The following is a 10,769-nucleotide window of genomic DNA, read 5'->3' on the forward strand; positions in this document are numbered from 1 at the left end:
CTCAGTGCCCGCCGCGGCGTCCGAGGGTCGTGACCGGCCCGGCGCCGGGGCGGGTCCACTGCGGCGTGGGACGGCTGTCCTCTCCCCAGGTGGGGGTGCCGTTCTCGTCGCTGCGCCAGCTCCAGCACGCGGGGTTCTGCCCGGGCCAGCCCTCGGGGCTGTCCTCCCAGTCCTCGCGCCGTCCCCAGACCGTCATGTCCAGCAGCCCCATGGTGGGGTTCGCCCGTTCGACGCCGCGGCCCGTCGTCCGATAGGTGAGGAACACGCGGTCGCCCTCGCGCACGAAGCTCGCGACGTACCCCATGTCGCCGCCGATCGGCGCGGGCGCCTCGCGCACCGAGTACCAGGGCACGGTGTCGTAGCCCATGAACTCGGTGAACGGGGCGACCTCGTCCCACGCGCCCACGGTGAGGATCGCGAGCGAGACGCCGTTCTGGTGCAGGTAGGTCGCATCCTGCAGGTGCCAGGCGGAGACCGTGCAGCCCTCGCACTGCCCCTGGTGCGGGGCGCCGTCGTGCCACATGTGCTGGTACACGACGAGCCGGTCGCGGCCCTCGAAGAGGTCGAGGAAGGGCACCGGACCGTCGGCCCCGACCACCGGCGTGGCCCCGTCGACCTCGACCATCGGCAGGCGCCGACGCGCCGCGGCGATCGCGTCGCCCTCGTGGGTGTGCGCCTTCTCCCGCACCAGCAGCTCGTCGCGCCGGGCCTGCCAGGTGTCCATGTCGACGACCGGCGGCAGTGCGCGCCCCGTCGCCGTGCTTCTGCTCTCCGCTGTGCTGCTCATCCTCGAGCCTCCTTCGCAGGACGTCGCGGACCGGGGCGCCGTGTGCCGGTCGCCGACAGCCCGTGAGGTCTCCGGCCCCTCCTCGCGGGGCCGGATATGCGCCAGACGCTACGCCGACGCCTGCGCGAGGGAATGTCCGATCCTGCGGCGGTCATCGCGGCACGGTCGGCGGTGATGTTCCGCGCGGCCCGGGGACGGAGACCGGCTCAGCGCTCCCAGGCGGTGCCGGGCGGCGCGTCGAGCGGCGTGGGCACGTACTCGAGGAGCTGCAGACCGCCCTCGAAGGTGCGCGCCTCGACGAGGCCGAGCGCCACGTCCTGGTACCGCTCCCAGATCCGCTCGAGCCCCGTGCGTCCGGTGATGACCGGGAACAGGACCACCCGGAAGCGGTCCACGACTCCGGCGCGCAGCAGGGAGCAGCCCAGGTCGATGCTGCCCATGGTGACCAGGGGCTTGGCGGACGTGCGCTTGAGCTCCCGCACCGCTTCGACGGCGTCGGTGCTGATCAGCCGCGTGCCCGGCCAGGCGAGGGGCGCGCTGAGGGTCGCGGAGAAGACGATCTGGTCGGCGTCGGCGAGCTGGGCGAAGCTCGCCTTCTCGTCTTCGGAGACGTCGATCTGCTGGGCCTGCTCGGACATCTCCTCCATCACCCGGTACGTGTTCGCGCCCATGAGGGTGAGGGAGTCGGGCTGCTGGGCGAGCCAGTCGAGGTACTCGGGGCTCTCGAGCCCCCACCATCCGGGCCAGCCCTTCCCCGCGGCGCAGCCGTCGAGGGAGAGGATCAGGCCCACGGTGAGGGACTGCTCGGTGCGGGTGGGCTGCGTGTCGGGACCGTTCATCGCGGGCTCCTCGATTCGGCGCGTGAGGGTGTCGACGTGGGGCTCTCGGCGTCAGGCAGCCGGCGTGAGCCAGCCGGTGTCAGGCCGCCGAGTTCAGACCGCCGGCGTGTGGCGCGCGTGTGCTGGGAACCTACTCCTGTGCGTCCTGCGGCGCATCCGGCGCGTCGGCGTCGCCGGTCTCATCCCGTCATCCCCAGCGCTGATCACCGAGGATCACGAGCCGCAGGCACAGCGCCCCGGCGAGCACGCCGCCCAGCAGGTCGCTCGCCCAGTGCCAGCCCAGCAGCAGCGAGGTGACCACGGAGTTCAGCACGAGGAGGACGACGCCGATGCGCACGAGGCGCAGCGTGCGCGGCGCGACGTGCGCGTAGCGGGCGATGAGGTACGCGACGACGCCGTAGATGAGCACGGCCTCGGAGGCGTGCCCCGAGGGGAAGCTGATGCCCTTCTCGCCGAACTCCTGGATGCCGCCGGCCAGCAGGTCCGCGTCGTCGAGGGTCGGCGAGGGGCGGGCGATGAGCAGCTTGAGGCCGCCGATGCCCACGAGGAAGGCGAGCTCGGCCGCGAGGGCGACCAGCAGCGGTCGCCAGGTGCGGCGTCGCACCGCGAGGACGATCGCGACCGCGGCGAGGACGGGGAGGCACACGGCCTGCCCCGCGATCCGGTCCAGCACGCCCTGGACGAACGGCAACAGCTGGGGCGCGAGGTGGTAGAGCCAGTGACGGTCGAGCATGCCGTCGAGCCCCTGGATCGGGCCGGCCGCGGCGATCGTCGTCGCGAGGAGGGCGAGTGCGAGCACGGGCACCGAGGTCAGGCGGCGCCACCGCCGCAGCCCGCGGCCCGTGCCGGGAGTCGTCGTCACGCGCGCCGTCCCGGACGTCCCGAGGCGTGATGCCAGAGGGTCCTCGGGAGTGGGGCGTGCGTCGAAGACCATTGCCGCTCAGAGTAGGGGTCTCGTCGACCCGAGCGCACTCCCCCGGCGCCTCGGTGTCGCGGGAGGCACAGGAACGCGGATGCGGATCCTCTACGGTGTGCGCATGATCCGCCGACTCCTCGCCCGCGCCTTCTGGGCGATCAGCCGCTGGCGCCTCGTGGCCCGGCCGGTGCCGACGCGCCCGACGGTGCTGCTCGGCGCCCCGCACACCTCCAACTGGGACTTCGTGCTCATGCTCGCGATCGCCTGGCGCCTGGGCATCGAGGTCCACTGGATGGGCAAGCACACGCTCTTCCGCTCCTGGCGGGGACCGCTCATGCGCGCGCTCGGCGGTATCCCCGTGGACCGCTCGGATCCTCGGCGGGTGGTCGCCGAGGTCGTCGAGCGGGTCCACGGCGGCTCCGTGTTCGGACTGGTCATCACGCCCGACGGCACCCGCGGAGGGAACACGCACTGGAAGTCGGGCTTCTACCGGATCGCCCGGCGCACGGGGATGCCGGTCACGCTCGGCTTCGTGGATCGCACGACGATGACGGCGGGGCTCGGGCCGACGATCGACCTCACGGGGGACGTCGCCGCGGACATGGACGTGATCAGGGCGTTCTACGCCGACAAGTCGGGAGTCCGGCCCGAGCGCCGCGTCGAGCCGCGGCTCGCGGAGGAGAGCGAGGGACTCGACGGGGACGCGCCCCGTGGATGATCTGCAGGTGCCGCCGGGGCCCGGCGCCCCGCGAGGGCTCGTGGTGCCCGCCTCCGATCTGGTCGAGCTGTTCTCCCATGCCTCCGGCCCGGGCGGGCAGGGCGTGAACACCGCCGACTCCCGTGTGCAGCTGAGCATCGACCTCGCCACGACCTCCGCGCTCGACGGGGCGCAGCGCGAGCGCGTACTGGAGCACCTCGCGCCCCGGCTCGCCGGCTCGGTGCTCACGGTCGTCGCCGCGGAGCACCGTGCGCAGCGGCGCAACCGCGTCGCCGCGCGGGAGCGCCTCTCCCAGCTGCTGCGCGAGGCCGTCGCCCCTCCCGTCCCCCGTCGACCGACGCGCCGCACCCGCGGCTCCCAGCGTCGACGGCTCGAGGCGAAGAGGCAGCGGTCGCAGACCAAGGCGACGCGCCGCCGGCCGGAGCGGGAGTAGCCCGCCCGGGCCGTTCCGGTCAGGCCCGGGCCCCGTGACCCCGTTTGGCCCGCCGCGCCCTGCTCGCCCATGATGTCCGCATGGACGCGGACCACTCCACCGAGAGCGAGCGATTCTGGGAGGCGCACTACGCCGAGCGCGGCGCTCCCACGAACGCCCCATCCCCGAGCCCCATGCTGGTCGACCTGATCGGCGAGTTCGCGCGGCAGCCCGGCGCGGCGCTCGAGCTCGGGGCCGGTCAGGGCGGGGACGCCCTCTGGCTCGCCCGAGGCGGATGGACCGTCACCGCCGCCGACGCCTCGACCACGGCGGCACGACGGATCGAGGAGACCGCCCGCGCGGAGGGCCTGACGGATCGCGTGAGCGCCGTTCAGGCGGATCTCGCGCGGGACATCCCCGAGGGGTCGTTCGATCTGGTCTTCGCCTGCCACTTCCAGTCGCCGGTGGAGATCGACCGGGACGCGATCATCGCCCGGGCCTCCCGACAGGTCACCCTGGGCGGGCTGCTGCTCGTCATCGACCACGCCTCCGTCGCGCCCTGGTCCTGGGACCAGGACATGGAGTTCCCCTCGCCCGAGCAGACGCTCGATGCCTTCGCACTCACCGGGGACTGGGACCGCCTCGTCGTCGAGCCCCGACGACGCACCGCGACCGCTCCCGACGGTGCGAGCACCGCCGAGGTCACCGACAACGTCCTCGTGCTCCGGCGGGGTCTCTAGGCGCGCTCCGGCGGTTCCGCGACCGCCTGCCCGCCCGGCGCACCCATCTCGTGGGCCCCGCCCGCACCGCGGGCGCGATAGTGCAGGTGCACCGCACCGCTGGCGAACGCCCGCTCGTGGACGCGCTCGAGATCGAGACGTACCCCGTCGGGCAGAGCTCGCAGGCCCCCGCCCACGATCATCGGGACCACGAACAGGTGGAAGTCCGTGACCATTCCGGCGCGGATCGCGTCGGCCGCCGTCGTCGGCCCGAAGATCTCGACCTGCCCGGGAGCCTCGTCGACGATCCGCTGCAGACCGGCGAGGTCCAGGTGCCGGAGCAGTCGGGCGCGCGCCGGATCGACGCGGCTCTCGTCGAGCGTCGAGGAGGCGACGATGCGCTCGATGCGCTGCCAGCGGCGGGCGAACTCGCGCTCGGCCTCGTCCCACTCCTCGCCGTCGGGCCCGGTCTCCGGATCCGCCTCCCAGTACTCCATGAGCTCGAAGGTGCGCCGGCCCATGACCTCGGTGCTGACCTCGGCCAGGCGCTCGACGTGGACGGCGAACACGTCGTCGCCGGGCGCTGACCACTGGAAGTCCCCGTCGGCGTCGGCCGCATAGCCGTCGAGCGACATCGTGGCGGTGTAGGTGAGTGTCCCCATGATGAGCGCCTCTCCACGGTGCGCCCTCGGCGCCGCCCGCGATGCGGATCGTCTTCGATCGCCCCTCGGCGCGTGCGGCCGAGGGTGCACGGATTCTACGCGCGGGGGCTATCCCCCGTGACCCGCGGAGGCGCGGTGCATAGCGTTCGGGGCATGAGACCCCTCTTCGACACCGTGCGCTCCCTCGGCTTCCGTCGCGGTCCGCGCCGCCTGCTCGCAGGCATCGCGGGCGGCATCGCCGCGAGGACCGGTCTGAACGTGTGGCTGGTGCGCCTGCTGCTGCTCATCGCGTTCCTGCTGCCGTTCGTCGGCTTCGCGGCGTACGCCGTCGCCTGGCTGCTGCTGCCCTGGCAGGACGACTCCATCCCGCTCGAGCGCCTGCTCACGCGCGGGTGATCCGAGCTCGGGAGCAGTCTGCTGCGCGCGTGACACGGTCAGACCGTCCCTGCTGTGCGACGGTGGTGGGATGACGGACGCTGCGGAGGGGATCGTGCTCGTGGTCGACGGGGCGAACGTCGTCGGCTCGGTGCCCGACGGCTGGTGGTGCGATCGCGCCGGAGCCGCCGTCCGCCTGCGCGATCGCCTCGAAGGGCTCGAGATCCCCGCCGATCCGGCGGGGACGATCCGCCCGCTCGTCGCGCTCGTCGTCGAGGGCAAGGCGCGGGACATCCCCGAGATCGGCACCGTGCGCGTGGTGCGCGCGCCCGGATCCGGGGACGACGAGATCGTCGCCGAGGTCCAGCGTCGGATCGCTGACGGCTCCACGGTCCTCGCGGTCACCAACGATCGCGAGCTGCGCGCACGGATCGAGGCGGCCGGCGGCGAGGTGCGGAGGGTCGGATGGCTGCGGGGGATGCCCGACGCCCGGGACCGGGCTCCTCGGGACTAGGGAGAGGTCGGTCCGCCCGCGGGCGGCTGCGGCGGGTCCTCGCTCGCTCCGCTCACCCTGTAGTCGCGTCGGATGCGCTCTGTCGCCTGGCCCCACGCGCTCGCCGCCACCCGCGCCTGGTGCGCGGCGAAGGACTCACGGTCGACGAAGGTCTCGGCGACGGTCCAGACCAGCGGGTCCTCCGTCGGTTCCACATGGAAAGCGAGGCAGCCGGGCTCGGCACGCGTGAGCTCGACGTGCCGCGCGAGGTGGCGGCGAACCAGATCCGCCTCCTGGTCGTCGGCGCACACGAGGGTCCCGCGCAGCTCGACACGGCCCGGAGCCGGCGTGCTCCGCGTCGGCGCGCCGCCGCGCTCCTCGGCTGCACTGCGCTCCTCGGCCCCGCGCCGCACCGCGGTGAGCCACGCGCGCAGGAGCGCGCGCACCGCATCGGGCTGGTCGAGATGGACGTTGTGGCCCGCGCCGTCGAGCGCGGCGAAGGTCGCACGGGGGAAGCGGCGCGCGAGCGCGTCCTGGTCCTCGTAGCCGACCACGTCGTCCTGCCTGCCGGTGACGACGAGGACCGGAAGGTCGCGGATCGAAGGATCCGCCGCGAGCGCCGCGTCGGGCAGGGAGCCCAGCTCGTAGAGATCCCCGAGCCGGCGCATCGCCTCGACGTCGGCCCCGCGGACGCCGGGAAGCGCCGACTCGCGGAAGCGCTCCCAGTTCTCCCTGCTGAGGACGACGGCCATCTCCGCGTAGGTCTCCGCATCGGCCGGATCGAGCGAGGCGAGCAGTCCCGGCTCCTCCGCGAGCACGGTCCGCGCGGGCAGCGTGCGGTGCTCGCGCACGGGGTCGACGACGGGGGCGAGCAGCGCCATGCCGAGGCACTGGCCGCTGCGGCGCGCGACGAGGTCGCGGGCGAGGAGTCCGCCCAGGGAGTTCGCGACGACGGCGAACGGCCGCGTGCCGAGCAGCTCGCCGACGATCTCGTCGAGCCGATCGGCGAGGTCCGGCAGTCCTCCGCGGCCCTCGAGCGGTGGGGTGCCGCCGAATCCGGGGAGGTCGGGATAGAGGCGCTCCCAGGCGCCGTCGGCGGCGAAGACGTCGTCGAGGTCGAGCAGGAGCCGATGGTCGAGGCCGTTGCCGTGGACGAACAGTACGGGCGTTCCGGAGCCGCGTCGGACGAGGTGGGGCTGGACAGTCACGGTGCGAGAGTAGCGAACGGCCCGGTCACGGCGGGGATCAGCGCAGTGCGAACGCTCGTGCCGTGACGTCGACCCACTGTGCGAGCATCTCGTCGCCGTGCGGCGCGATATCTGCCCCGAGCTGCCCGAAGAGCTGTGCGGAGATCAACCCGACCAGGCCCGTCCATGCCAGGACGCTCGCCGCGACGAGCGCGGGCGACGCATCCACCCCGAGCTCACCCGCTCCCGCCGCGAGCACCGCGGAGTAGCCCTCCCCCGGCGCGCTCGCCAGGACGGAGCCCGGGCCGCCTGATGGCGCCCCCTCCTGCACCGACGAGCCGGACGCGCTCTCGCCTCCCACCAGGATCTCCATGAACCTCGCCATCACGCGCGTGCCCGGCCCGGTGGTCCGCTCCGCCGGCGCCGCATACCCGGGAACGGGCGACCCGTAGACGAGCGCCCAGCGCTGGGGCTGCTCGATCGCCCACCCCCGCATCGCCCCGGCGAGCGCCGCGAGAGCCGCCTTCCCGGCACCCCCTTGTGTCGAGGCATCTGCGAGAGCCGCGTCCACACGGTCCGCGAGGTCCGTGAAGGCGTCCTCCAACAGGAGCGTGAGCAGGTCGTCACGGCTGGAGACGTGGCGATAGATGGCCGACGAGGCGACATCGAGCCCGCGCGCGATCTCCCGGACGGAGAGCCCAGCGGGCCCGTCCTTCTCCAGCAGCTCCCCGCCCACGCGGAGGATGCCCTCGCGCATCTCGGCGCGCGCCTGGGCGTGGCTGCGGCGCGGTCGCGCGCTCTTCGCACTCGTCGCACTCATCGGCTTCTCCATGCCGGTCAGTCTCGCACCGCACGCCGGTTGAGGCAATTCTGTGAGCACTGCTCTTGTTTTTCTGCGCACACCGGTCTAGCGTCGTCCTCGTCATATAGCGAGCAGTGCTCACAGAAGGAGTTCCTCATGCGATACCTCATCACCGGAGCCGGCCAGATCGGCACCCAGCTGGCCCGCGACCTCCTCGCCGCCGGCCACGACGTCACGGTGCTGCGGCGCGGCACCGACGTGGAGCCCGGCGCCCGCCTGGTGCGCGGCGACGCGGGCGATCCGGACACTCTCCGCTCCGCACTCACGGATGCGGACGGTGCCACCGCCGATGCGATCCTCCACTGCATCCACTCGAGCTACGACGCCTCCGCGTGGCGCCGGGACCTGCCCCAGCGCGAGCGCGCGGTCATGGATGCGGCGGCCGAAGCGGGCATCCCCATCGTCTTCCCGGAGTCCGTCTACGCCTTCGGCGAAGGGGCCGCGGATCTCCACGAGGGCGCACCCCTGGCTCCCGCCTCGCCGCTCGGCGAGGTCCGCGCGGAGTTGCTGCGCACCCGGGCCGCCCACCCGGCCACGACGCTGTCCGTCGTCGCGGCCGATCTTCTCGGGCCGACGGCGGTGCCCGAGACCTCGGTCTTCCTGCAGCTCGTGCTCCAGCCCGCGGCCGCGGGCAAGCGCGCGTGGGCGCTCGGAGACCCGTCCGTGCCGCGGACCCTCACGTCCATCCCGGACATGACGGCAGCGATGGCCTTCGCCGCTCAGCACGCCGACGAGCTCGCACCGCACGGCGACGCGATCCTCATGGCACCCTCACCGGAACCTCTGAGCCAGCGCCAGCTGGCGGAGCGCACGGCGGCGCTGGTCGGCGAGCGCTCGCACGGGGCCACGGGCATCCCCTCGCCGCTGCTGCGCGCGATCGGCCTCTTCTCGCCCACGTTCCGCGAGCTCACGCACCAGCTGTACCTGTGGCGCCGCCGCGCCGTGATCCACCCGGGCACGCTGACCAAGGACTTCGGTCTGCAGCCGACCGATCTGGACCGGATCATCCTCTCGTCGCTGCAGCGCTGACCCGCGGCGGCGGGCGGACGTCGACCGCCCGCCGCCGTCAGGCCTCGTCGCCTGGATCAGTCCTCTCGCCCGATCCGTCGCGGGACGCATGCCGGTCCGGCCGGCCGGGCCGGGCGGACCGGGCGATCCCGTCGAGGAGAAACGTCGTGCGTCGGTCGTAGCCGGGACGCGGCGGTCTGCCGCGCTGCTCGAGCACGAGCGCCGTCTCGATCGCGAGTGCGTGGAAGTCCTCCGGCTCGAAGGTCTCGGCGAGAACCCCGGACGCGACACCCTGGGCGGCGAGCTCGTCGTGGAAGCGCTCCCCCTGGCTGCACAGCTCCATGAGCTCGCGGGAGCCGGGCACCTGCCGCAGGATCACGCCGTTCACGGCCGACAGTCGGTACTGCAGATCGCGCAGCGCCACGACGTACCAGCGGATCCGCTCTTCGGTGTCGTCGACCGCCCGCGCCCTCTCGATGACGTCGAGCAGCTCCTGCGCGCCGACCTCGTCGATGACGGCGTCGATCAGGCCCGCCCGACCGCCGAACCTGTTGAACACGGTCGCCTTGCTCACGTGGGCCGCGGCGGCGATGTCCTCGAGGGGAGCCGACAGGCCGCGATCGCGGAACACCTCCACCGCTGCGGCGCGGATGCGGTCGCGGTTGCGGCGCGCATCGGCCCGCAGAGCACCGGGATCCAGGGACTCCATCCAGGCTCCTCCGTCCTTCGTCACTCCTGATGCCTGAAGAACTTGACCTACGTGGTCAACTTCGTCGAGGATCGTATCCCACAGGAAGTTGACCACGCGAGTCAACTTGTCTCCTCCGGCCGGGAGGGGCGCACCGCCGACGGAAGGACGACCGACGTGATCATCGCGACCGGAGCAACAGGCACCCTCAACGGCGCCACTGTCGAACGGCTCCTCGAGAAGCTTCCTGCCGAGCAGATCGGCGTGAGCGTGCGGGACCCCGAGCGCGCGGCCCACCTCGAGCGCCGCGGGGTGCGCGTGCGCCAGGGGACGTACGACGATCCCGACGCCCTGCGGCGCTCGTTCGAGGGGGCGGACCAGGTGCTCCTGGTCTCCTCGAGCGACCTGACGGCCGACGTCCTCGCCCAGCACCGCCGCGCCATCGACGCGGCCGTCGATGCGGGCGCACGGCGGATCCTCTACACGAGCGCCTTCGGCGCCGGCTTCGACACCCCCTACCCGCCGCTGGCGCTCCATGCCGCCACGGAGCAGCACCTCGCGAAATCCGGCGCCGCCTGGACCTCGCTGCGCAACGGCTTCTACGGCGATCTCGACCAGCTGCTCGGCCTGTGGCGCACCACCCGCACCATCGCCCGGCCGACCGACGGGCCGTTCGCCTGGGTGGACCGCCGCGACGCCGCGGAGGCGGCTGCGGCGATCCTCTTCGGCGACGGCGACGGCGACTTCGACGGCGTCGTGGACCTCGTCCCGGGCCGTCCCGTGACGCTCGCGGACTTCGCGGCGGCGGCATCCGATGTCACGGGCGAGCCCGTCGAGCGCGTCGTCGTCGATGACGAGGAGTGGGTCGCCGGCGAGGTCGATGCCGGCATGCCGGAAGCGGCAGCACGTTTCAGCCTGTCGATGTTCCGGGCCACCCGCGAGGGGCACTTCTCGGGCCCGGACCCCACGCTCACCCGCCTGCTGGGCAGGGAGGCGCGCACTCCTGCCGACATGATGGCGGACCATCTCGGCGCGTGAGCGCGACCGGGGCCCGGGTCCGCTCAGGGCCTGGGTCCGCCAGACCCGGATCCGCTCGGAGCCGG

Annotated in this window: 14 protein-coding genes; 7 read left to right on the forward strand and 7 right to left on the reverse strand. The window is 73.2% G+C overall.

Going from position 1 to position 10,769, the window contains the following annotated elements; all coding sequences use genetic code 11:
• Window position 1: 1 nt before the first annotated feature.
• From I8D64_RS06835 to I8D64_RS06845, 3 genes are all read right to left on the reverse strand, one after another.
• Complete coding sequence (locus tag I8D64_RS06835) at window positions 2-787, reverse strand: DUF899 family protein (protein WP_200501781.1); 786 nt, start codon at window positions 785-787, stop codon at window positions 2-4.
• A gap of 206 nt (window positions 788-993) precedes the next feature.
• Window positions 994-1,626, reverse strand: coding sequence for a dihydrofolate reductase family protein (locus I8D64_RS06840; RefSeq protein WP_200501782.1), 633 nt, complete (start codon window positions 1,624-1,626; stop codon window positions 994-996).
• A 187-nt stretch (window positions 1,627-1,813) separates the two neighbouring features.
• Complete coding sequence (locus I8D64_RS06845) at window positions 1,814-2,488, reverse strand: phosphatase PAP2 family protein (RefSeq protein WP_200501783.1); 675 nt, start codon at window positions 2,486-2,488, stop codon at window positions 1,814-1,816.
• 175 nt (window positions 2,489-2,663) lie between these two features.
• Here I8D64_RS06845 and I8D64_RS06850 point away from each other — a divergent pair, with 175 nt between their 5' ends.
• From I8D64_RS06850 to I8D64_RS06860, 3 genes are all read left to right on the forward strand, one after another.
• Complete coding sequence (locus tag I8D64_RS06850; protein ID WP_200501784.1) at window positions 2,664-3,260, forward strand: 1-acyl-sn-glycerol-3-phosphate acyltransferase; 597 nt, start codon at window positions 2,664-2,666, stop codon at window positions 3,258-3,260.
• Window positions 3,253-3,693, forward strand: a complete 441-nt coding sequence (arfB, locus tag I8D64_RS06855; RefSeq protein ID WP_200501785.1) for an alternative ribosome rescue aminoacyl-tRNA hydrolase ArfB — start codon at window positions 3,253-3,255, stop codon at window positions 3,691-3,693. The genes I8D64_RS06850 and arfB overlap by 8 nt, the downstream gene beginning before the upstream one ends.
• 80 nt (window positions 3,694-3,773) lie before the next feature.
• Window positions 3,774-4,412, forward strand: a complete 639-nt coding sequence (locus I8D64_RS06860; protein WP_200501786.1) for a class I SAM-dependent methyltransferase — start codon at window positions 3,774-3,776, stop codon at window positions 4,410-4,412.
• Here the strand turns inward: I8D64_RS06860 and I8D64_RS06865 are convergent.
• Window positions 4,409-5,053: a dihydrofolate reductase family protein gene (locus I8D64_RS06865; protein WP_200501787.1), complete on the reverse strand. Its 645-nt coding sequence runs from the start codon at window positions 5,051-5,053 to the stop codon at window positions 4,409-4,411. The genes I8D64_RS06860 and I8D64_RS06865 overlap by 4 nt on opposite strands.
• Window positions 5,054-5,206: 153 nt before the next feature.
• Between I8D64_RS06865 and I8D64_RS06870 the strand changes: the two genes are divergently transcribed.
• Entirely contained in the window at window positions 5,207-5,449 is a 243-nt protein-coding gene (locus tag I8D64_RS06870; protein ID WP_200501788.1) for a PspC domain-containing protein, read from the forward strand.
• Between the two features lie 70 nt (window positions 5,450-5,519).
• Window positions 5,520-5,942 carry a hypothetical protein gene (locus I8D64_RS06875; protein ID WP_200501789.1) on the forward strand — a complete coding sequence of 141 codons (423 nt, stop codon included), beginning with the start codon at window positions 5,520-5,522 and terminating at the stop codon, window positions 5,940-5,942.
• On the opposite strand, the gene I8D64_RS17240 is transcribed toward I8D64_RS06875, so the two are convergent.
• Window positions 5,939-7,129: an alpha/beta fold hydrolase gene (locus I8D64_RS17240; RefSeq protein ID WP_343068468.1), complete on the reverse strand. Its 1,191-nt coding sequence runs from the start codon at window positions 7,127-7,129 to the stop codon at window positions 5,939-5,941. The two genes, I8D64_RS06875 and I8D64_RS17240, sit on opposite strands and share 4 nt — an antisense overlap.
• 37 nt (window positions 7,130-7,166) lie before the next feature.
• Window positions 7,167-7,928, reverse strand: coding sequence for a TetR/AcrR family transcriptional regulator (locus I8D64_RS06890; RefSeq protein WP_200501790.1), 762 nt, complete (start codon window positions 7,926-7,928; stop codon window positions 7,167-7,169).
• Window positions 7,929-8,066: 138 nt separating this feature from the next.
• Between I8D64_RS06890 and I8D64_RS06895 the strand changes: the two genes are divergently transcribed.
• Window positions 8,067-8,999, forward strand: a complete 933-nt coding sequence (locus tag I8D64_RS06895; RefSeq protein ID WP_200501791.1) for an NAD-dependent epimerase/dehydratase family protein — start codon at window positions 8,067-8,069, stop codon at window positions 8,997-8,999.
• Between the two features lie 37 nt (window positions 9,000-9,036).
• Here I8D64_RS06895 and I8D64_RS06900 read toward each other — a convergent pair whose 3' ends face one another.
• Window positions 9,037-9,687 carry a TetR/AcrR family transcriptional regulator gene (locus tag I8D64_RS06900; RefSeq protein WP_200501792.1) on the reverse strand — a complete coding sequence of 217 codons (651 nt, stop codon included), beginning with the start codon at window positions 9,685-9,687 and terminating at the stop codon, window positions 9,037-9,039.
• A 156-nt stretch (window positions 9,688-9,843) separates the two neighbouring features.
• Between I8D64_RS06900 and I8D64_RS06905 the strand changes: the two genes are divergently transcribed.
• Window positions 9,844-10,704 carry an NAD(P)H-binding protein gene (locus I8D64_RS06905; RefSeq protein WP_200501793.1) on the forward strand — a complete coding sequence of 287 codons (861 nt, stop codon included), beginning with the start codon at window positions 9,844-9,846 and terminating at the stop codon, window positions 10,702-10,704.
• The last annotated feature ends 65 nt before the right edge of the window (window positions 10,705-10,769 follow it).

Origin of the sequence: Brachybacterium halotolerans (assembly GCF_016623465.1) — a bacterium.
Lineage (GTDB): Bacteria > Actinomycetota > Actinomycetes > Actinomycetales > Dermabacteraceae > Brachybacterium > Brachybacterium halotolerans.

Excerpts from the sequence above, each read along its gene's own strand:
- I8D64_RS06875 (WP_200501789.1), top strand. The coding sequence starts at position 5,520 with ATGACGGACGCTGCGGAGGGGATCGTGCTCGTGGTCGACGGGGCGAAC.
- I8D64_RS06900 (WP_200501792.1), bottom strand. The coding sequence starts at position 9,687 with ATGGAGTCCCTGGATCCCGGTGCTCTGCGGGCCGATGCGCGCCGCAAC.
- I8D64_RS06890 (WP_200501790.1), bottom strand. The coding sequence starts at position 7,928 with ATGAGTGCGACGAGTGCGAAGAGCGCGCGACCGCGCCGCAGCCACGCC.
- I8D64_RS06860 (WP_200501786.1), top strand. The coding sequence starts at position 3,774 with ATGGACGCGGACCACTCCACCGAGAGCGAGCGATTCTGGGAGGCGCAC.
- I8D64_RS06865 (WP_200501787.1), bottom strand. The coding sequence starts at position 5,053 with ATGGGGACACTCACCTACACCGCCACGATGTCGCTCGACGGCTATGCG.
- I8D64_RS06850 (WP_200501784.1), top strand. The coding sequence starts at position 2,664 with ATGATCCGCCGACTCCTCGCCCGCGCCTTCTGGGCGATCAGCCGCTGG.
- I8D64_RS06835 (WP_200501781.1), bottom strand. The coding sequence starts at position 787 with ATGAGCAGCACAGCGGAGAGCAGAAGCACGGCGACGGGGCGCGCACTG.
- I8D64_RS06895 (WP_200501791.1), top strand. The coding sequence starts at position 8,067 with ATGCGATACCTCATCACCGGAGCCGGCCAGATCGGCACCCAGCTGGCC.
- I8D64_RS06870 (WP_200501788.1), top strand. The coding sequence starts at position 5,207 with ATGAGACCCCTCTTCGACACCGTGCGCTCCCTCGGCTTCCGTCGCGGT.
- I8D64_RS06840 (WP_200501782.1), bottom strand. The coding sequence starts at position 1,626 with ATGAACGGTCCCGACACGCAGCCCACCCGCACCGAGCAGTCCCTCACC.